General features: G+C 57.5%; 17 protein-coding genes and 2 pseudogenes. 18 read left to right on the top strand and 1 reads right to left on the bottom strand.

Annotation, left to right across the window (positions count from 1 at the left end; all coding sequences use genetic code 11):
* Positions 1 to 8 precede the first annotated feature (8 nt).
* The 12 genes and pseudogenes from QMZ65_RS22415 (at position 9) to QMZ65_RS22360 (ending at position 14263) form a co-directional block, all read left to right on the top strand.
* Positions 9 to 962 (top strand): ABC transporter permease, encoded by a 954-nt coding sequence (locus QMZ65_RS22415; protein ID WP_283216710.1) that lies wholly within the window; start codon positions 9 to 11, stop codon positions 960 to 962.
* Complete coding sequence (locus QMZ65_RS22410) at positions 962 to 1813, top strand: ABC transporter permease (RefSeq protein ID WP_058962118.1); 852 nt, start codon at positions 962 to 964, stop codon at positions 1811 to 1813. Before QMZ65_RS22415 ends, QMZ65_RS22410 begins: the two co-directional genes overlap by 1 nt.
* Positions 1810 to 3474: an ABC transporter ATP-binding protein gene (locus tag QMZ65_RS22405; RefSeq protein ID WP_166932138.1), complete on the top strand. Its 1665-nt coding sequence runs from the start codon at positions 1810 to 1812 to the stop codon at positions 3472 to 3474. The genes QMZ65_RS22410 and QMZ65_RS22405 overlap by 4 nt, the downstream gene beginning before the upstream one ends.
* A gap of 113 nt (positions 3475 to 3587) precedes the next feature.
* Positions 3588 to 4433, top strand: a complete 846-nt coding sequence (locus tag QMZ65_RS22400; RefSeq protein ID WP_283216709.1) for a GNAT family N-acetyltransferase — start codon at positions 3588 to 3590, stop codon at positions 4431 to 4433.
* Positions 4433 to 5359: a 2-hydroxyacid dehydrogenase gene (locus QMZ65_RS22395; protein ID WP_283216708.1), complete on the top strand. Its 927-nt coding sequence runs from the start codon at positions 4433 to 4435 to the stop codon at positions 5357 to 5359. The genes QMZ65_RS22400 and QMZ65_RS22395 overlap by 1 nt, the downstream gene beginning before the upstream one ends.
* Positions 5360 to 5366: 7 nt before the next feature.
* Positions 5367 to 6500, top strand: a complete 1134-nt coding sequence (locus QMZ65_RS22390) for a M20 aminoacylase family protein (RefSeq protein WP_283216713.1) — start codon at positions 5367 to 5369, stop codon at positions 6498 to 6500.
* 115 nt (positions 6501 to 6615) lie between these two features.
* The gene (gene gabT, locus QMZ65_RS22385) at positions 6616 to 7932 is read left to right on the top strand and encodes a 4-aminobutyrate--2-oxoglutarate transaminase (RefSeq protein WP_283216706.1); all 1317 of its coding nucleotides are present in this window, start codon (positions 6616 to 6618) and stop codon (positions 7930 to 7932) included.
* A gap of 142 nt (positions 7933 to 8074) precedes the next feature.
* On the top strand, positions 8075 to 8587 hold the full coding sequence (locus QMZ65_RS22380; protein ID WP_034824599.1) for an Lrp/AsnC family transcriptional regulator: 513 nt from the start codon (positions 8075 to 8077) through the stop codon (positions 8585 to 8587).
* A 209-nt stretch (positions 8588 to 8796) separates the two neighbouring features.
* The gene (locus QMZ65_RS22375; protein WP_034824597.1) at positions 8797 to 9243 is read left to right on the top strand and encodes a GNAT family N-acetyltransferase; all 447 of its coding nucleotides are present in this window, start codon (positions 8797 to 8799) and stop codon (positions 9241 to 9243) included.
* Between the two features lie 18 nt (positions 9244 to 9261).
* Positions 9262 to 11320, top strand: a pseudogene (locus tag QMZ65_RS22370) (hydantoinase/oxoprolinase family protein).
* Between the two features lies 1 nt (position 11321).
* Positions 11322 to 13337, top strand: coding sequence for a hydantoinase B/oxoprolinase family protein (locus tag QMZ65_RS22365; RefSeq protein ID WP_283216705.1), 2016 nt, complete (start codon positions 11322 to 11324; stop codon positions 13335 to 13337).
* Positions 13338 to 13420: 83 nt separating this feature from the next.
* On the top strand, positions 13421 to 14263 hold the full coding sequence (locus tag QMZ65_RS22360) for an oxidoreductase (protein ID WP_283216704.1): 843 nt from the start codon (positions 13421 to 13423) through the stop codon (positions 14261 to 14263).
* Between the two features lie 108 nt (positions 14264 to 14371).
* Here the strand turns inward: QMZ65_RS22360 and QMZ65_RS22355 are convergent.
* Positions 14372 to 16537: pseudogene (locus tag QMZ65_RS22355) on the bottom strand (putative bifunctional diguanylate cyclase/phosphodiesterase).
* 310 nt (positions 16538 to 16847) lie between these two features.
* On the opposite strand from QMZ65_RS22355, the gene phnF reads away from it, so the two are divergent.
* From phnF to phnK, 6 genes are read left to right on the top strand one after another with little or no spacing between them, the layout of a single operon-like run.
* Positions 16848 to 17564: a phosphonate metabolism transcriptional regulator PhnF gene (gene phnF, locus QMZ65_RS22350; protein WP_283216703.1), complete on the top strand. Its 717-nt coding sequence runs from the start codon at positions 16848 to 16850 to the stop codon at positions 17562 to 17564.
* Positions 17561 to 18007: a phosphonate C-P lyase system protein PhnG gene (gene phnG, locus QMZ65_RS22345; RefSeq protein WP_034824584.1), complete on the top strand. Its 447-nt coding sequence runs from the start codon at positions 17561 to 17563 to the stop codon at positions 18005 to 18007. Before phnF ends, phnG begins: the two co-directional genes overlap by 4 nt.
* The gene (gene phnH, locus QMZ65_RS22340; RefSeq protein WP_034824582.1) at positions 18007 to 18582 is read left to right on the top strand and encodes a phosphonate C-P lyase system protein PhnH; all 576 of its coding nucleotides are present in this window, start codon (positions 18007 to 18009) and stop codon (positions 18580 to 18582) included. Before phnG ends, phnH begins: the two co-directional genes overlap by 1 nt.
* The gene (locus tag QMZ65_RS22335) at positions 18582 to 19658 is read left to right on the top strand and encodes a carbon-phosphorus lyase complex subunit (RefSeq protein ID WP_283216702.1); all 1077 of its coding nucleotides are present in this window, start codon (positions 18582 to 18584) and stop codon (positions 19656 to 19658) included. The genes phnH and QMZ65_RS22335 overlap by 1 nt, the downstream gene beginning before the upstream one ends.
* A complete protein-coding gene (locus QMZ65_RS22330; protein WP_283216701.1) occupies positions 19651 to 20499 on the top strand; it encodes an alpha-D-ribose 1-methylphosphonate 5-phosphate C-P-lyase PhnJ in 849 nt (282 codons plus the stop codon). The genes QMZ65_RS22335 and QMZ65_RS22330 overlap by 8 nt, the downstream gene beginning before the upstream one ends.
* Positions 20489 to 21250, top strand: a complete 762-nt coding sequence (phnK, locus tag QMZ65_RS22325; RefSeq protein ID WP_039332167.1) for a phosphonate C-P lyase system protein PhnK — start codon at positions 20489 to 20491, stop codon at positions 21248 to 21250. The genes QMZ65_RS22330 and phnK overlap by 11 nt, the downstream gene beginning before the upstream one ends.
* Position 21251: the final 1 nt, after the last annotated feature.

Genomic DNA, 21251 nt, shown 5'->3' with positions numbered 1-21251 from the left:
GAACGCCGATGAACCGATACATGTTGTTTCTGATTGCCCGGCGCGCAGGTGCGGGCATCCTGACCTTGCTTATCGTCTCGGCGGTGGTGTTTTTTATCACCAGCCTGCTGCCCGGCGATGCCGCGCAGATGATCCTGGGGCAAAACGCCACGCCGGAAACGGTGGCGGCGTTACGCCAGCAGCTGGGTCTCGACCAGCCGTTATTGATGCGCTACTTCAGCTGGCTCGGTGGAATGTTGCAGGGTGATTTTGGTACCTCGTTTGCCAGTCATTTGCCAGTGACGCAACTGGTGGGGCAGCGTATTCCTGCCACGCTGGAACTGGCAGGCATCACTACGGTGATCTGCGTCCCTCTGGCGCTGGTGATTGGCATTCTGGCCGCTATGAATCGCGGTTCAACGCTGGATCGTTTCCTGGTGATCGCCACCATGGCGACAGTGGCCGTACCGGAGTTTCTGGTGGCCACCGTGGCGGTGTTGATCTTCGCGGTTAAACTGCATTGGGTCTCGGCAATGTCGTTTGGCAGCCCCGATATGGATCTCGTCAGTTATTTGAAAGCCTATGCACTGCCGGTACTGACGTTGTGCTGCGTATTGGTGGCGCAGATGGCACGGATGACGCGTTCGGCGATCATTAATCAGCTCGACAGCCCGTATCTTGAGATGGCGTTGCTGAAAGGGGTCTCGCCGCTGCGTGCCGTGTTGCGTCATGCGCTGCCGAATGCGGTGGGACCGATTGCCAACGCCATTTCGCTCAGCCTGTCTTACTTGTTTGGTGGCGTGATCATTATTGAGTCGATCTTCAGCTACCCTGGTCTCGCCAGTGCGCTGGTGGATGCCGTGAGTAATCGCGATCTGCCAGTGGTGCAGTTGTGCGTGATGATGTTCGCCGCCTGTTATCTGGTGCTGCTGCTGATTGCTGACATCCTGACTATCGCCTTTAACCCAAAATGGAGGAGCTGATGAATAGCTTGCTGCTTCCTGTACGAATTTTTCAGTCGCTGTCGATCTCCGGTCGCATTGGCCTGGCAATCTCTCTGTTTTGGGTACTGATGGCGCTGTTCGGCAATCAACTGGCGCCGCATAGCGTAGAGGATATCGGTGGTGGCCCGATGCTAGGAGGGATGACCGCTGACAACCTGCTGGGCACCGATTATCTCGGTCGCGATATCCTCAGCCGCATCTTATACGGTGCGAAGTTCTCCATTGGGCTGGCGTTGACCGCTGCGCTGGGTGCCAGTTTAATCGGCACCTTGCTGGCGCTGCTGGCCGCCGTTGCAGGACGCTGGCTCGAAGAGTTGCTGGGCCGCATCAACGATGCCATGTTGGTGCTGCCAGGCAAAGTGCTGTCGCTGATGATTGTGGCCGTGTTTGGTTCCTCGCTGCCGATGCTGATTCTGACAGCCATCTTCACCTACTGGCCCGGTGCGTTCCGTATCGCATTCGCTATGGCCAGCAGTTTGCGCAATATGGATTATGTCCGTGCTTCACGACTGCGTGGCGAAAGCCGCTGGTACGTGGCAATCCATGACATTCTGCCGAATATGGTGCATCCGATGCTCACCGATTTTGGCCTGCGTTTTGTCTATATCGTGCTGTTACTCAGCGGCTTGAGCTTCCTGGGCTTAGGCGTGCAACCACCTTATGCTGATTGGGGCACGCTGGTACGTGAAAATCTACAAGGCCTGTTTAACGGTTCGCCTGCGGTATTGATGCCGGCAGTGGCGATTGCCAGTTTAACCATCGGCGCCAACCTGTTTATTGACAGCCTGCAACAGATGCGTCCGCTGACGCTGGCGAAGGAGGGAGCATGAACGTGACACCCCATACAGCCATGCCCGTGATCTCCGTTGAAAACCTGCGTGTCACCGCCGAGACGGATAAGGGCGAAGAGATCGATCTGGTTTCTGATATCCGTTTTACCGTACAAAAAGGCGAAGTGCTGGCGCTGATCGGTGAGTCCGGTTCGGGTAAAACCACCATCGCCATGGCGCTGATGGGCTATGCGCGCCACGGTTGTCGCATCGCCGAGGGCAACATTCATCTGGCGGGCACCGACGTGCGTAGTCTGTCGCCCGGCCAGCTGCGCGAATTTCGCGGCAACAAAGTGGCCTACATCGCCCAAAGTGCAGCAGCCTCCTTCAACCCGGGAATGCGTATTCTCGACCAGGTTATCGAGCCAGTGGTGATCCATGGCACCATGAAACGCAAAGCCGCCAAAGAGAAGGCGATCACGCTGTTTCGCGAGCTGGCATTGCCGAATCCTGACACCATTGGCGACCGTTTCCCGCATCAGGTCTCTGGCGGACAGCTGCAACGTCTGATGACGGCCATGGCGCTGATCGGCGACCCGGATGTGGTGATCCTTGACGAGCCGACCACGGCACTGGATGTCACCACTCAGGTTGAAGTACTGAAAGCGTTTCGCCGTGTGGTGGCACAGCGCGGTGTGACCGCGATTTACGTCAGTCACGATCTGGCGGTAGTGGCGCAGATGGCGGATCGAATTCTGGTGCTGCTGCGCGGAAAAATGGCGGAATATGGTTCCACAGAGCGGCTGATTGGTGCGCCGCAGGCTGAATATACCCAACTGCTGATGGATGCCGCTCGTCAGAAAGAGCGCGAGAGCAGCTGGACCTGTGCAGAGGCTGATGCACAGCCGCTGATGGAAGTGCGCGATCTCAGCGCCGGCTATGGCCCGCGTGACAGTGAGGGCAAACCGAAAACGCTGATTCTGGAAGATATCAATCTCAAGCTGTGGAAAGGGCAAGCGATTGGCATTATCGGCGAGTCGGGTTCGGGTAAAACCACGCTGGCGCATGCGATTGCCGGCCTTAATGCCCCGAGTCACGGTCATATTCTGTTTAATGGTCACTACATCAATGGCGACATGCACAAACGCCCGGATAACGAACTGCGGCGGATCCAGTATGTGTTCCAGATGGCGGATACCGCGCTGAACCCGGCTCACAACGTGGAACGTATTCTTACTCGCCCGCTCGTGCTGTTCCACGGTCTGAAAGGGGCCGATCTTGAGCGGCGTCTGCATCAGTTACTGGACCTGGTCAAATTACCGCGCTCAGTGTTGTGGCGCCGCCCATGGGCGCTGTCCGGTGGGCAGAAGCAGCGTGTGAATCTGGCTCGTGCCCTTGCGGCGGAGCCGGATCTGATTCTGTGCGATGAAGTGACATCGGCATTAGATACGGTGGTCGCCGCCGCCGTACTGGATTTGATCAGCGAACTGCGTCGTGAGTTGGGACTGTCGGTGCTGTTTATCAGCCATGATATGCATGCCGTGCGCGCCGTTTGCGATGATATCGTGGTGATGAAGTCAGGCCGCATCGTCACGCAGATTTCCCGCGCTGAATATGATAAGCCGACCAGTGAGCTGTACTTCGAACGTCTTAAACGGGCGGTGCCGGAGCTGCGACAGGGTTGGTTGGATGAGCACGAAGAAGTGCTTAAAGCAGAATAAATATCACGGCATTCGTAGCGATGCGATAAATCGCACATCTTAATGGCGAAACCGCTCGCGCAGCAGATTGCGCCGCTACGTCGCGGGTGTGTTTTACAAGAAAGGAGCAGCAGATGATCACATTACGCGCCATGACGCAGGACGATATTGAACACGGCTATGCCATCACCCAACAGCTCAAGTGGCCGCATCGTCGTGAAGACTGGCAGCAGGCGCTGGCGCTGGGTGAGGGCGTGGTGGCGGAAGAGCAGGGGCAGTTTGTCGGCAGCGCCTTCGGTTGGCGCTGGGGTGACAGCGCGGCAACCATTGGTCTGGTGGTGGTGAATCCCACCTGCCAGGGGCGCGGCATTGGTAAGCAGCTGATGCTGGCCGTGATGGAAAAATTCCCGGACGCCGTGATTCGTTTACATGCCACGGAAATGGGGCAGGGGCTGTATCAGAAGCTCGGCTTTAAGGTGACGGGCACCATCCAACAGCACCAGACACGTGAGCTGGCAGCGGTGCCTGCGGTGAGTATCCCCACCGGTTTAACGCTGCGTAATGCCGAGGCGAATGACGTCGATCTACTCACCGAATTAGACCATCAGGCTCACGGTATGTGGCGTCCACAGTTGATGCAAACGCTGATCGCTGACCATCAAACGGTATTGCTGCATGACGCGCAGCAGCGGGTGCAAGGGTTTGCCAGCCTGCGCCGATTTGGTCACGGCTGGGCAATTGGCCCGGTGATTGCGCGCAATATCGAGGTGGCACAGGCGTTAATTGCCGCGCTGATGCAGGGTTTACGCGGCGAGTTCGTGCGCATCGATACCGATGCGGCTTTACCGCTGGCGAGCTGGCTGGAAAAACTGGGGCTGGTCAAGGTTGACGCGCCCACCACCATGTATCGGGGAACGCCTTGGTCACCGCAAGCCGGTGAGATGCGGGCGTTTGGGTTGATGACCCAGGCGATGGCGTGATGCATATCGTCTATAAATCGGAAGCCACGCGTGGAGCCCACTGGCAGCGCTGGCTGGCTGAACATGCACCGGATGTGCAGCTGCATATCTGGCCGGATGTGGGTGACGCAGAACAGGTTGAACTGCTGGTGGCCTGGCAACCGCCAGAAGATGTCATGGCGACCTTCCCTAATCTCAAAGCGCTACTGTCGGTGGGCGCGGGGGCCGATCAGTTCGATCTCAGCCAACTGCCGCCCGATTTGCCGGTGGTGCGCATGATCGAACCCGGCCTGACGCAAGGCATGGTGGAGTATGTCACTTTTGCCGTGCTGGGGTTGCATCGTGATATGCCGCGCTATTTCCAGCAACAGCGCGCAGCAACGTGGCAAACGCACCCGATTCGCACCGCCAATCAGCGGCGGGTGGGCGTCATGGGCTTAGGCGAACTCGGCCAGGCATCTTTGCAGCAGCTGGTGTCATTAGGGTTTGAGTGTGCTGGCTGGAGCCGGACACCGCGTGAACTCGAGGGCGTGCGCTGCTGGCATGGCGCTGAGCAATTGGCTGAGTTTCTGGCACACAGCGACATTCTGGTGTGTTTGCTGCCGTTGACTGACAACACGCGCGGTTTACTCAACTCTGAGCTGTTTGCGCAGTTACCTGCCGGAGCCGCACTGGTACAGGTGGGGCGTGGCCCGCAGTTAAATCATGACGATCTGCTCACGTCGCTGGCCAGCGGACAATTGAGCGCAGCCGTGATCGATGTGACCGATCCCGAACCTTTACCGCCAGAGCATCCTTTTTGGCAGCATCCGGCGATCTGGCTCACACCGCACATTGCCAGCCAGACGCAAACCGACAGCGCGGTGGCTGCGCTGCTCGATAACCTGCGCCGCTATCAACGTGGCGAACCCATGGTCGGCCTTATCGATCGTAACCGGGGATACTGATATGCAACTGGATCAATTAGTCGCTCTGCGACGGGATCTGCACGTCCATCCCGAACTGGGCTATCAGGAAACGCGCACCAGCGACATCGTGGCGCAGGTGCTGCAAGAGCACGGCATTGAGGTGCATCGCGGCCTGGGTAAAACCGGCGTGGTCGGTGTGCTGAAACGGGGAAATAGCCCGCGCATGATAGGTCTGCGCGCGGACATGGATGCGCTGCCGATGCAGGATAACGGCACCCAGCCGTGGAAAAGTGTGCATGACAATGTCTGTCACGCTTGCGGTCACGATGGTCACACGGTGATGCTGCTGGGCGCGGCTATCCAGTTGGCTCAGCAGGGTGATTTTAACGGCACGCTGGTGTTTATCTTCCAGCCAGCGGAAGAAGGTTTAGCCGGCGCGAAAGCGATGATCGATGACGGCCTGTTCCAGCAATTTCCTTGCGATGCGGTATTTGCCCTGCATAACTGGCCTGAACTGCCTCTGGGCGAAGTGCAGACCCGGCCGGGTGCCATCATGGCGGCGGCGGACCGTTTTGATATCACGGTAAAGGGCGGTGGCGGTCATGCGGCACAGCCACACCTGACGCGTGACACCTTGCTGGCCACCAGTGAATTGGTGGTGCAACTCAATACGCTGGTGGCGCGCGCACTTGACCCGTGCGAGCCGGGTTTGCTGACGGTGACGCGCATGCAGGGCGGTTTCTCACACAACATGATTCCGGCGGAAGCCAGTATCACCGGCACGGTACGTACGTTCAGCCCGGCAGCGCAGGACATCATTGAAAGCCGTCTGCGTGAAATGGCGCAACATGTCACGGCGGCGCACGGTCTGCAGGCAGAGGTGAGCTATCTGCGTTATTACCCGGCCACGGTCAATCATGCGGGTGCTGCACAACTGGCGCTGGATGCCCTGCGTGAGGCGGACATGCCTGCTGAACAAGCCAGACAGCCTGCTCTCACCTCGGAAGATTTTGCCTTTATGTTGCAGGCCAGAGCGGGGGCTTATCTGTGGATCGGATCGGCACCCAGCCAGCCGTTGCACCATTCCTCTTACGACTTCAACGATGCGCTGATCCCGCACGGTATTCAGACTTTGACGGCCATCGCCCGCCACGCGCTGCGTGCAGAATTTCCCTGCTGATTGGCAGAAGATTTTGAAACGAAATGCCGCTGCTTTGCTGATTACGGCAGCGTGAGAAACCAACGGGTTGCGATACTTGAGCCAACCGAACGTTACGTGGATGAGGATTTTGAAAATGCAGAATGTCATGGCGGAGCAGCAAACGTATAGCGATAACAGCCTGTTACTGGATACACGTGAACAGAACGTGCCGCGTGGTGTGGTCACCGCGCATCCGTTGGTGATTGAGCGGGCAAAAGGCAGTGAAGTGTGGGATGTCGAGGGCAATCGCTATCTCGATTTTGTCGGCGGGATTGGGGTGCTTAATGTGGGCCATAACCATCCGGCGGTAGTGAATGCGGTGACAAAACAGCTTGGGCTGGTGTCACACGGCTGTTTCCAGGTCGTTGCCTACCCGGGCTATATCGAACTGGCGCAGCGCCTGAATGCGCTGGTCGGCAAAGGTGAAGATTTCAAAAGCGTGTTCTTCACCAGCGGGGCGGAAGCGGTAGAAAATGCGGTGAAAATTGCCCGTGCGCACACCAACCGCAGCGGCATTATCGCGTTTGAGGGTGCCTTCCATGGGCGTACGTTGCTAGGCTGTACCCTGACGGGGATGAGCCAGCCGTATAAACAGAACTTCGGCCCGTTCGCCTCAGAGGTGTATCGCCTGCCTTATCCTAATGCCTTCCATGGCGTCAGCGATGATGACTGCCTGCAAGCGCTGGAACAGTTGTTCGCCGTGCAGATCCTGCCGGAGCGTGTGGCAGCAATCATCATCGAGCCTGTTCAGGGCGACGGTGGCTTCCTGCCAGCGGGTGCGAACTTTATGCAAGCGCTGCGTCGCATTACCGAAAAACACGGAATCGTGCTGATTCTCGATGAAGTGCAGACCGGATTTGGTCGCACCGGTACGCTGTTTGCCTTCGAGCAACTGGGCATTACACCGGATCTGGTGACCGTGGCGAAGAGTCTGGGGGGCGGTCTGCCGATTTCCGGCGTAGTCGGCAAAGCAGCCATCATGGATGCGCCATTGCCGGGCGGTCTTGGCGGCACCTATGGCGGTAACGCGCTGGGCTGTGCGGCGGCGCTGGCGGTGCTGGACCTGCTGGAAAACGACAATCTGCTGGCGCGCAGCAATCAGCTGGGTGAACAGCTGAATGCACGTCTGCAACAGCTGGCGGAGAAATATGCCTGCATTGGTGAAGTACGTGGCGTGGGCTTTATGCAGGCGGTGGAGATCATCGACTTCGAAACCAAACGTCCTGACGCTGCGATGACGCAGAAAATCCTCGACTGCGCCTGTCAGGAAGGCCTGCTGTTGATCAAGTGTGGCCTGCATCGCAACGTGGTGCGCTTCCTCGCGCCACTGGTGACCACAGATTCTCAGCTGGAAGAAGCGTTACATATCTTTGATATTGCGCTGGCCCGCGCCAGTGGTCGCCTGGGATAAATCCGGCTTCCTCATTGATATCTAAGGAATTATTGACTCGACCAATGAATGACGTGGCGTGCGGAAGTCGCTAGCGCCGTCACGTCAAAGCGTGATATACCATCGTATCAGCCTGCGCGATTGGTCAACAATGAGGGGTGCTATGAACGGCTTAATGAAACTCGACCGCATCGACATCAACATCCTGGTGCAACTACAAAAAGATGGCCGTATCAGCAACGTCAATCTCGCCGACGCCGTAGGACTTTCGCCCAGCCCTTGTTTGCAACGGGTGAAGCGCCTGGAGCAGGCTGGATTTATTACCGGCTATGAAGCCCATATCAATCTGACCAAAATTACCGATTCCGTTACGGTGTTCACCGAGGTCACGCTCTCGGGCCATCGACGCGAAGATTTTATGAAATTCGAAAATTCGGTTCGCGACGTGGATGAGCTGATGGAGTGCCATCTGATTACCGGCGGCTACGACTATTTGCTGCGCTTTATTACCCGCAGCATCGAGCACTACCAGGAAGTGATTGAGAAGATGCTGGACGCACAAATCGGCATCGATAAGTACTTCAGCTATATCGTGATTAAATCCCCGATTATGAAAAGCACCGTGCCATTGCGATCGCTGATTGCTAAGCATAATTCTGTGGATTTTAGTGTGTAATTGACCCCATCCTGACCTTCTCCCAGACAGGGAGAAGGTATTGTTTCCACTCCGCTATTCGCCCCTGAACCTCCGAACGCATCTGCCACAGCATAAAATTTCTTCTCTGCCGTAAATTCCCTTTATCTTTACTGTTCCGGTCGTGGCTTCACGCGCGTCCTGTGCCTGCATATCCGTACACTCAATTTATCGCTTTACAAGGAGTTGCCATGACCGCTTTAACCCTTGCCGATCATCAATGGCAGCGCGACGAGTTCACCATCTCTACCGATCGCCAGCGCCTTGATATGGATTACATCCACCAGCAATTGACTGAGAAGTCTTACTGGGCCAACGCGCAGCCACGCGCCAAAACCGAGCGCGCTTTTGCCGGTTCGTTGCCATTTGGTGTTTACCATCAGCAACAGCAGATTGGCTTCGCGCGACTGGTGACGGATTACACCCGATTTGGCTGGCTGTGCGATGTGATGATCGATGAAAACTGGCGAGGCCACGGCCTGGGCAGCTGGCTGGCGACCTGTGTGCGTGCGCACCCGGAGCTGGCCACGGTGCACCGCTGGATGCTCTCTACTAATGATGCCCATCAGCTGTATCAGCGCCTTGGCTGGCGTGTGGTGCAGGATCCGCAAAAACTGATGGAATTTCCTCTCTCCTGATAACGGAGCTTGCTCACCATGGGTTACCGCGTTGGCGTTGATATTGGCGGATCCTTTACGGATTTTGCCGTGCTGAATGAACAGACTCATCAGATTCATACCTTAAAAGTCCTGTCGCGACCGGATCAGCCCGGCAGCGAAATCCTCACCGGGCTGTCGCAGTTGCAGCAGCGTGACGGGATTGAACCCCAGCATATTGACTATTTTACCCACGGCACCACCGTGGGCATCAACGCGGTCATCCAGCGACGTGGCGTGCGGCTGGCGCTGTTTGCCACCGAAGGATTTTGTGATGTGCTGGAGCTGGCGCGTCTCAAAATTCCTCATATTCACGATCTCTTTTCGCGACGTCCGGCACCGTTGATTACCCGCGATCGGGTGTTTGCCATCAAAGAGCGAACGGACCGCCACGGCACCGTGTTGCAGCCAGTGGATCGGCAAAGTGTGCTGGATGCCATTGATCAGGCGCGTGCGGCGGGTTGTCAGGGCATTGTGGTGTCGCTGTTACACAGTTATCGCAATCGCCACAACGAAGCAGCAGTCAAAGCCATTATCGACGAGGTGGCGCCTGAACTGCTCACCTCTTGCTCCGCCGACATCTGGCCGATCATTCGCGAATATGAACGGACTATCACCGCCACCATTAATGCCTATGTGCAGCCGATGGTGATTCACTACCTGGAATCGTTTGAACAGGCGTTGCACACCATGGGCGTTAAGCCGCCGCCGCGTATCACCAAATCCAATGGTGGGGTGATGGGCGTGGAGCAGGCGAAAAGTGAATGTGTGCAGATGGTGTTGTCCGGCACGGCTTCAGGCGTGATCGGTGCCAGCTTCCTTGCCAGCGCTTGTGGTTTCGACAAGATCCTGAGTCTTGATATTGGCGGCACCAGCGCGGACGTGGCGGTGATCGTCGATGGGCAAGTGGCGCAGGGCAACGGTGAAATCATCGGTGATTTCCCGATTTATATTCCGTCAGTGGCAGTCACCTCGGTGGGGCAGGGTGGCGGCTCGCTGGCGTGGATCGATAACCAGGGCGTGCTGCAGATGGGCCCGGATAGCGCCGGATCGCTGCCCGGGCCGGTGTGTTTCCAGCGTGGAGGGACGCAACCGACGGCGACCGATGCTTTTGCCGCCTGTGGCATGATCGGTCATGGCGATCTCGGTTACAACGCGGTGAAAGTCGATGTTGCTGCTGCACGTGCTGCCTGGCAACCGCTGGCAGATCAACTGGGTATCACGGTGGAAGAGACGGCGGAAACCGCCATCGAGCTGGCGATCTCCAGTATGTACGGTGATACCAGCGGATTGCTGTCGCGTTTTGGGTTGGATCCGCGTGAATTTTGGTTCCTCGCCTTTGGCGGCGCGGGCCCGATCGGGCCCGATGATGGGGTGTTTCCTCGCCCGCGAACTCAATATGAAAGGGGTGATCGTGCCGCCTACACCGGGCGTGCTGTCAGCGCTAGGAGGGTTGGTGGCGGATATCCGCAATGATTTTATCCGCACGCTTTATAGCGATCTGGACGCGACGCTGGCGGATGCACTGGCAACGGAAGCGGAAGGCCTGAGCCAACGCGCACGCGGCTGGCTGTGCGAGCAACATGGCACTGATATGCCATTCACCTTGCACTACAGCGCTGATATGCGCTATCGCGGTCAGTCGTTTGAGATCGAAGTCGCGCTACAGCCAGAGTGGCTGGCGCAGGCCAACGTGGCGGCCTTGCACGAGGCCTTTGACCGCCAGCATCAGCTGCTATTTGGTCACTGTGATGCCAATGCACCCGTGCAGATTATCAATCTGCGTTTAGTGATCGCCTCGCCCACACCGAAGCCAACGCTCAACATCTTACCCGACGCGACCGGGCCCGTTGCCGTTGCGAAACGTGTCAGTGCCTGGATTGATGGCGCATCGCATCAGGTGGATGTGGTGGTGCGTGCCAGTCTGCGGGCCGGACATCATCTCAACGGACCGGTGATCATCGCACAAGATGACTGTACCACCTGTGTTCCACCGCAGATGCAGGTGGATGTCGATACCTTTGGCAACTTGCTGATTACGCCTGTGGAGGCAAACTAATATGGCCATTAACGGACGTAACCTGCAAATTCTCGCGAACTATTGTGCCGCTGCGGCCGATGCGATGGCGTTTACGCTGATGCGCACCGCGCACTCCACTTTCGTTAAAGAGACCGAAGATTTTTCCTGTCAGATTGTCAGCCGTGACGGCATGGCGTTCGCTTCGCCACGCAGCTTTGGCGCGCCCTGGTACAGCGGCATCGATTACGGCCCGGTGCTGGCGTTAATCGATCATTACGAAGAGGGCGATATCTGCATCACCAATGATTCGTATGCGGGCAATGTGGCCACCCACTCGCCGGATATCCACATCTGGAAGCCGGTGTTCCATAACGGTGAAATTGTCTGTTTTGTGGTGGGTCATATTCACAACACCGACGTGGGCGGTGCGGTGCCGGCTTCGCTGTCGCGCTCGCTGACCGATATCGTGCAGGAGGGCATTCGCATTCCGCCACTCAAGATTGTGCGCAACGGTGAGTTGAATGAAGAAGTCGCCAGCATTATGCGCCTAAACGTGCGTGTACCAGAGCAAAACTGGGGGGATTTCAAAGCGCAGATTGCTTCGGTAAACGTGGGCGAGCGTAAGATCCATGACATCATCGCGCGTTTCGGTATTGAGGATTTCCTGCAGGGCATTGAAGGCATTCTGGACTACGCCGAAGCGCAGGCGCGCAGCATTATCGCCACCATTCCGGATGGTGAATACTTCTATGCTGACTTTGCCGACGAAGATGGTGAAGGCGGCTATCCGTGCCGCGTGGCGATCACGCTGCGCATTAGCGGCGACACGCTGGAACTGGATTACACCGGCAGCGATCCGCAGCTGGCCTCCTCGCTGAATATGCCCACCGGTGGCCGTGAACGGCATCCGCTGGCGCTGGTGGGCGTCACTTATGTGCTCTCAACGCTGGATCGCCATCTGCTGCTTAATGCGGGCACCTTACGCCCGACGCGCGCCATCCTGCCGCCGGGCACCGTAATGAACTGTGAAGCGCCCGCAGCGGTAGGCATGCGTTCGCTGACCTGTGCGCTGTCGCAGATTGCCACCATCGGCGTGTTCTCCCAGGCATTGCCCGATCGCTTACCGGCAAACTCACCCGGCGGCAACTCAATCATGAATATCCGTACCAGCGATAGTCAGAACCGCAGCGTCGTGGCCTCGCTAGGACCTGTCGGCGGTGGCGCGGGCGGAACGCCACGTCATGATGGCCCGGATGGTTCTGGCGGGTTATCGGCGTTTCTGAAAAACACGCCTATTGAGATCAACGAGGCAGAAGTCCCCATCCATTTCCATCGCTATGGGCTGGCGGCGGACAGTGCCGGTGCCGGGCGCTATCGCGGCGGTCTGGCCACGGAGATGGCGTTTGAAATTACCGCGCCCAACACCACGGTAACGGCGCGCAATCGCAACCGGTCAGTGTTCGCCTCGGCTGGCGTGCTAGGCGGTGAGTCAGGGGCATTGTCGCACTTCCGCACGCTGCGCAACGGCAAGGTCATTGAACACGGCAACACCGATGTCATTCGTTGCCAGCCAGGCGATATCGTTGAGGTACGCGGTCCGGGCGCGGGAGGGTATGGCCTGCCGGTGGAGCGCGAGCCGGCGGCGGTGCTGCAGGATGTGCGCTGCGGATTTGTTTCAGTGCAAGTGGCACGTGATAGCTATGGCGTGGCGATCATCAATGCTGAGGTGGATGAGGTCACCACTGCGCGTTTACGCGCTGAGATGCAGCGCGAAGCCCGGCAGCATTTTGATCACGGCCCGGCACGCACGGCATTTGAACAGCAGTGGACACCGGCGCGCTATGCGTTGCTCACCGCGTTTCTGGCAGAAGCGCCGGTCAGCTGGCGCCACTTCCTGAAGCAACAGGTGTTTGACGCCGTGGCGGCGGAGGCACAACCCGTTGCACTTAAGCCAGCCATAGCAGATACACAACCGGCAGCACTTGACGCGCAGATGCAGGCTATCTTTCAAAATCTGCAACAGCGCTATCCGGCGATGATGAACCGGTCGCACTAAGCGCTAATATTCAGCTTCAGGCTTTGCCATAGTCTTTTGTTGCCCGATGACGGTTCATCGGGCGCACTTAAGAGGATGTCACTATGGCTTCAGCAAACACCCCCGTTTGGTTTATTTCTGGCTGTTCAACCGGCTTTGGCCGGGAGCTGGCGCAGCAGACCATTGCGCGCGGCTTTCACACCGTGGTGACCGCGCGTGACCCGGCGAAAGTGCAGGATTTGGTGGCGGGGCATGACAATGCACTTGCGGTGGCACTGGATGTGACCGATCAGAGCAGTATCGATCGCGCGGTTCACGCGGCGCTGGAGAAATTCGGTGCCATTGATGTGCTGGTCAACAATGCGGGTTACGGCTATCAGAGTTCAGTCGAAGAGGGTGATGATCGCGAGATCCGTGATCAATTCGATGCCAACGTCTTTGGCCTGTTTGCCTTAACGCGTGCGGTATTACCGGCGATGCGCAAACAGCGTCGTGGACACGTCATCAATATCACCTCAGTGGCCGGATTCATTGGTTTTGCCAGCTCAGGCTACTACTCGGCCAGCAAACACGCCGTGGAGGGCTGGTCTGATTCCCTGGCGGTTGAAGCGGCACCTTTGGGCATTCATGTTACCTGTGTTGAACCGGGGCCATTCCGCACTGACTGGGCGGGGCGTTCGCTGCATCAGACGCCGAGCACCTTACCGGAGTATGCCGACACGGCGGCAGCGCGCATGAAAGCCACGTCTGAATACAGCGGCACCCAGGCCGGCGATCCGGCACGCGCGGCCACGGCGATGATTGCCATCACCGAACATGACAATCCTCCGCGCCATTTGGTGATGGGCGCATGGGGTTATGAGGCGGTGACCAATAAGTTGAAAGAGCGCCTGGCGCAGATCGAAGCCTGGAAGCAGACGTCGATTGATACAGATTTTCCGTCATAACCCTGGTGCAGGGTAGATCGCGCCGCCACCGCTAACCGGATTAAACGCGAGCGGCGCGGTTTTGACGTCAATGCCCGCAGGGCGGAACACTCTCCTCCCGCTGGGCATTTATATCATCTTTTCAATCTCTTCAAACGGTACGGCCTGGCTGAACAGATATCCCTGCAGCTGATTACATCCCGCATCGGCCAGTGCCATTTTCTGGCCTTCGGTTTCGACCCCTTCAGCGGTCAGCGTTAAGCCCATAGCGTGACCCAGACGCACCACGGATTCAACGATTGCCGCAGAATTTTGCGCCACGCCCAGTGATTGGGTGAAGGAGCGATCAATCTTAATTTTGTCGACCGGGAACGTGCTGAGATAGTTGAGGCTGGAATAACCGGTGCCAAAATCATCCAGCGCAATCCGGAAACCGGCCTCACGCAGCGCGATGATGTTATTACGCGCTTCGTGCTCATCCTCAATCAATACGCCTTCGGTGATCTCCAGTTCCAGATGATGCGGATTGGCGCCTTCTTCACGCACAATTTCAACGATGCGCTCCACAAAGCCACTGGCGCGGAACTGCACGGGAGAAACGTTGACCGCCACAATCACCTGCGGCAATTTCAGTGAGGTTTTACAGGCTTCACGTAATACCCATTCGCCCAGCGGAATGATCATCCCGGTCTCTTCGGCGATGGCGATAAAGTCACCCGGCGAGACATCACCACGTACCGGATGCTGCCAGCGCAGCAGGGCTTCTAATCCCACCACACGCTGTCCGCTGATCTCCATCAGGGGTTGATACCACACGCGCAGGCCATCGAAATTGACCAGCGCCTGACGTAAATCCGTCGCCATCTGCTGGCGGGTGCGCAGCGATTCATCCATCACTTTTTCGAACTGGCGATACTGGCCGCGACCACTGTTTTTCGCCTCATAGAGCGCGATGTCCGCTTTACGCATCAGCTCCATGCGGTCAATGCCATCTTTAGGGGCCAGCGCCAGCCCGATGCTAACCCCAACCCAGACTTCGCTGCCTTGCAGCTCATAGGCTTCACTCAGCTCACTGATAATGCGTTTTGCCAATGCCTGCACCTGACCGATGTTATCGACGTCCGGCATCATCACAATAAATTCATCCCCACCGATGCGTCCTACGGTATCGCTGGCACGCAAGATGTGCGTGAGGCGGCGCGCCACCTCAATGATCAACTCATCGCCCGCATGAAGACCATAGGTATCATTGATGTTTTTAAAGCGATCGAGATCAAGCAACAGCAGCGCCACACGCTGATCGTGCCGGGCGGATGCCGCCAGCGCCTGGGTCAGCCGATCTTCCACCAGCGCCCGATTCGGCAACCCGGTCAGCACATCGTGAAAAGCCAGATGCTGCGCTTGCGCTTCACTGGCACCGAGCTTAAGCAAAGATTGCGACAGATTGAGAGAGGAGGTCCAGATGCGCCTGACCATAAACAGACAGAGCAGGGTAATCAGCAGCACGGATAACAGTGTTGAAGGGCCGAGCATGCGCAACATCTGCGCACCGGGTTTATCCGGTAGCCAGCTCAGGTAACCCACGGCATCGCCTTGCTGTGAATTCAATTGGTAGAGTGCATCTGTTCCGGGCTGGGGCGCGCCATCGCTAAAATGCAGCTGCTGCAGCTGGCTGCGATCCGCCAGATTACGTAAATAGCCATCATCGAGAAATTTGATACTCACTAATCGATAGCGGCCTGCTTCACGGGTGCTGCTGATATCGCCAACGGCCAGGGCCGCGGCACGTTGCCCAATGCGCACGAAATCGGCGCGATCGCTGGGACCCGCCACCTCATCGCTGCTCACCACGAGCGGACTGGCCAGCATGTCTTTAAGGTATTGCCCTACGCTGTCACTGGATACGCGTTTACCCTCACGTCAGACCGCCAGTGGCTGATTGTTACGATCCATCAGCAGAATCAACTGGTGGTCAAACATGTCATAAAGCCAGCCGCCGATATTTTGATCTAACCAGTTCTGATCCGGCACGCCCAACGCCAATTGGTCAGCAAGAGGCGACCAGCGAGTCAAACTGCGCAACTGACGCAAATGTTCATTCAAACTTTGGCTAAAGGAGGCCTCAATCATGCGTTGCTGTTGATCGCGAGCCTGTTCATTGCTCAGCGAGGTGCCCCAGAACAAGCCAACACCTGCTCCGGCAAAGGTTAAAACTAAAATCGCCACCAAAGGCAAAATCACTTCCCGAACGAAATTGCGTCTGAATCCATCTGACAGTTTGATTGTATTAATCATTTTAAGGTTCGCGTGACAAGGAGGGCTCATCAATAACGTTAGCAGACTTTACGCAAGCTTCACCCAGTAAGGAAAGCGATAAAGCGGTGAAAATAAGCGATAATTTTTTGAACACTGTAACAAAGGCAACAGTTAAAAATTTTTTATCACAACCGCAGCCGTTTCGCTTCGATCCTGCTGCCCTATAGCAAATTCATCCTCACGTCATTGAGTCGTCACGGCGCTGTCATCTGGCTCGCGCACTGTAGTCGCCATCTCGCAGCACTTGTCGCTGCGTTCCTCAACCATAGCGAATGAGGTATTGAACGTGATGGAGATATCCAGACATCCGACCACTGTTTACCAGGCGGTCGCCGCCCAACTGGAGCAGGCACTGCAAGAGCGTTATCGCTGCGGTGACTATCTGCCTTCCGAACAGCAGTTAGCCGAGCACTATGAAGTCAACCGCCATACGTTGCGCCGCGCGGTGGATGAACTGGTGAACAAAGGGCTGCTGCAACGCCGTCACGGCGTCGGCATCCTGGTGTTGATGAGTCCCTATGATTACCCCTTGCATGCGCAGGCGCGCTTTAGCCAAAACCTGCTGGAGCAGGGCAGCCATCCGACCAGCGAACGTTTGCTGGCAGTGCTGCGACCGGCCAGCAGCGACGTGGCCAGTGCACTGGCCATTAATGAAGGCGACAACGTGATTCATCTGCGCACGCTGCGCCGCGTCAATGGCGTACCGGTGTGTGTCATCAATCACTTCCTGCCGGAACTGAGCTGGTGGCCGGCGATACAGCAGTTCCAGAACGGCTCGCTGCATGACTTTATGCAGCAGCACCTTGGCCTCGATTTAACGCGTTCGCAAACCCGAATCAGCACCCGCCGCGCCCAGGCTAAAGAGTGTAAACAGCTGGAGATTGCCCTGCAGTCACCGCTGCTGTGCGTGCGCACCCTGAATAAACACCGTGACGGTAAGGTAGCGGAATACTCCGTCAGCCTGACGCGTGGCGACATGATTGAACTGACTCTGGAGCATGAATGAAACAGCAAACCGCTCGCCAGCATTGGCTATCGGTACTCGCGCACAGCGAAGCCAGCCAGCTAAATGCCCACTGGCAGTCGCTGCACCTCAATGCACAATTTGAAGCGATTCGTCCCGCCGAAACCGGTTTAACCCGTTTGCAGGCGCGCATGGGCGGTAGCGGCAAACGCTTCGTAATGGGCGATGCCACCGTCACGCGTGCCGTAGTGAAACTGCACGATGGCACCCTTGGCTTCAGCTATGTGCTGGGCCGCGATAAAGCCCATGCCGAACGCTGCGCCGTGATTGATGCGCTGCTGCAACAGCCGGAAACCCATGCGCTGTTGCAGGAAAAATTGATTGCCCCGCTGGCGGCCTTGCGTGAAGAGCAGCGTCAGCTGCGTGCACGTGAAATCGCCAGCTCTAAAGTGGACTTCTTTACGCTGGTACGCGGAGATAACTAATGACATTACTCGCCAGTTTTAACCATCCGGTTGCCGATTCACAGCGTGCTTTTCGTCGCATTCTGAAAGCCATGAGCGAGCCAGGCGTGATGGTCTCACTGCCGCTGGAACAGGGCTGGGGCGATTTGTCTCCTGCCGCGACGGCGGTACTGCTGACGCTGGTGGATCAGGAGAGTGCGCTGTGGCTGGATAGCCGTGTAGACAGCGAAATCGTGCGTAACAACCTGCGTTTCCACACCGGTGTGCCGATTGTGGAAGAGCGCCATGCACCGTTTGCCTTAACCCATGCAGCGTCAAATCCGGATCCTGCGCAGTTCGCGCCGGGCGACAATATGTCACCGGAAAAAAGTACCACGCTGATCATTGAAGTGCCCTCCCTGAATGGGGGTTTAACCCTGCGCCTGTCCGGCCCTGGCCTGCGTGAATCACGCGCCATCGCGCCACAGTTGCCGGAAGCGATTCTGACTTATCTGCGTGAGCGTCCGCATCCGTTCCCATTGGGCGTGGATCTGATTTTCACCTGCGGTGAAGCGATGATGGCCTTGCCACGCACCACTGACGTGGAGGTGTGCTGATGTACGTTGCGGTGAAAGGGGGCGAGAAGGCGATAGCCAGCGCCCATGAGCTTCAGGCCGATCTGCGCCGTGGCGACCGCGACGTGGCGGAACTGGGTTGCGATCAGGTCGCGCAACAGTTGGGATTAGCGGTGGATCGCGTGATGACCGAAGGCGGCATTTACGATCCCCAGCTCGCGGCCTTAGCGATTAAACAAGCCAGCGGCGATTTGGTGGAAGCCATCTTCCTGCTGCGCGCCTATCGCACCACCTTGCCACGTCTGGCCGACAGCATGGCGCTGGAAACCGATGAGATGCGCATCGAACGTCGTATTTCGGCGGTCTACAAGGATTTGCCGGGCGGCCAGGTGCTCGGCCCCACTTACGATTACAGCCATCGTCTGCTCGATTTCACGTTGCTGGCCAACGGTGAAATCCCGGCGGCACCGCGTGACGATCAGGCACTGCCTGAACGCTGTCCGCACGTGTTCAGCATGATGACCAAAGAGGGTCTGGCGGCGCGTGAAGAGGATGATGGCAGTGAGCCGTGCGATATCACCCGCGAGCCGCCCGGTTATCCGGCGACGCGCGCGGCACGCCTGCAACAGCTGGTACGCGGCGATGAAGGTTTTCTGCTGGCGCTTGGATATTCCACCCAGCGTGGCTACGGGCGTAACCATCCGTTTGCCGGTGAGATTCGCACCGGCTATCTCAGCGTATCAATCTGCCCGGAAGAGCTGGGCTTCGAGATTGATATCGGCGAAATCCTGCTGACCGAGTGTGAAATGGTTAACGGCTTCACCACGCAAACTGAAGGTGCGCCGCACTTCACCCGTGGTTACGGCCTGGTGTTTGGGCGCTCAGAGCGTAAAGCGATGGCAATGGCGCTGGTGGATCGTGCCCTGCAAGCACCCGATTACGATGAACGTATTGCCGGTCCGGCGCAGGATGAAGAGTTTGTGCTGTCGCATGCCGACAACGTGGAAGCGGCGGGCTTTGTTTCGCATCTGAAACTGCCGCATTACGTCGATTTCCAGGCGGAGCTGGAGTTGCTGAAACGGCTGCGTGAACAGGTTCAGGAGCAAAACGATGAGTGAGTTAACCGGCTATAACAACGGCTATCTGGATGAGCAGACCAAGCGCACCATTCGTCGCGCGATCCTCAAAGCGGTAGCGATTCCGGGTTATCAGGTGCCGTTTGCCGGACGAGAAATGCCGATGCCTTACGGCTGGGGCACTGGCGGGATCCAGATCACCGCCAGCATCATTGGTGACAGCGACGTGCTGAAGGTGATTGACCAGGGCGCGGATGACACCACCAACGCCGTATCCATCCGTCGTTTCTTCCAGCGCGTCAGCGGCGCAGCGACCACTGAAGCCACCAAAGATGCCACGCTGATCCAGACGCGTCACCGCATTCCGGAGACGCCACTGCAGGAAGATCAGGTGCTGATTTTCCAGGTGCCGATTCCTGAGCCGCTGCGCTTTATCGAACCACGCGAAACGGAAACTCGCACCATGCACGCACTGGAAGAGTACGGCATCATGCAGGTCAAACTGTATGAAGATATCGCCCGCTACGGCCATATCGCCACCACCTACGCCTATCCGGTAAGGGTCAACGATCGCTACGTGATGGATCCATCGCCGATTCCGAAATTCGACAACCCGAAGATGCACATGATGCCCGCACTGCAGCTGTTTGGTGCTGGCCGTGAAAAACGCATCTACGCGCTGCCGCCGTACACCAAAGTGGAAAGCCTCGACTTCGACGACCACCCATTCACCGTACAAAGCTGGGATGAACCCTGTGCCCTGTGCGGTTCACGCCACAGCTACCTTGATGAGGTGGTCATGGATGATGCCGGTACGCGCATGTTTGTCTGCTCCGATACCGATTTTTGCCACCAGCAGCAGGAACAACAACATGCACAGTGAACAGCCGCTGCTTGCGGTCAACAATCTGACGCACCTCTATGCGCCAGGCAAAGGTTTTGAAGACGTTAGCTTTGAACTCTATCCAGGGGAAGTCTTGGGCATTGTGGGCGAGTCTGGTTCCGGCAAAACCACGCTGCTGCGCAGCCTGTCGGCGCGTTTAGCGCCACAGCAGGGCAACATTCTCTATCGCGCTCAGGATCTCTATCAGCTAAGTGAAAGCGATCGCCGCCGCTTACTGCGCACCGAGTGGGGTGTGGTGCATCAGCATCCATTGGATGGATTGCGTCCGCAGGTCACGGCAGGCGGCAATATCGGTGAGCGCTTGATGGCCGTCGGCCAGCGCCATTACGGCGATATCCGTAAAGAGGCGATGCGCTGGTTGCAGGACGTCGAAATCCCCGCTAACCGCATCGACGATTTGCCGACCACCTTCTCCGGCGGTATGCAGCAGCGTTTGCAGATTGCCCGCAACCTGGTGACCCAGCCCACGCTGGTGTTTATGGATGAGCCGACCGGCGGACTGGATGTATCCGTGCAGGCGCGACTGCTGGATCTGCTGCGTACCCTGGTACGTGAACTCAATCTGGCGGTGGTGATTGTCACGCACGATCTCGGCGTGGCGCGCTTGCTGGCGCACCGTCTGTTGGTGATGAAGCAGGGCAGAGTGGTGGAGAGCGGTCTGACCGATCGGGTGCTGGACGATCCGCACCATCCCTACACCCAACTGCTGGTTTCATCGGTGCTGGCTTAAC

The sequence above is a fragment of the Pantoea sp. EABMAA-21 genome, assembly GCF_030053335.1.
Classification (GTDB): domain Bacteria; phylum Pseudomonadota; class Gammaproteobacteria; order Enterobacterales; family Enterobacteriaceae; genus Pantoea; species Pantoea communis.
Note: the sequence above shows the minus strand (reverse complement) of the source record. Positions and strands in the feature narration are given on the sequence as shown.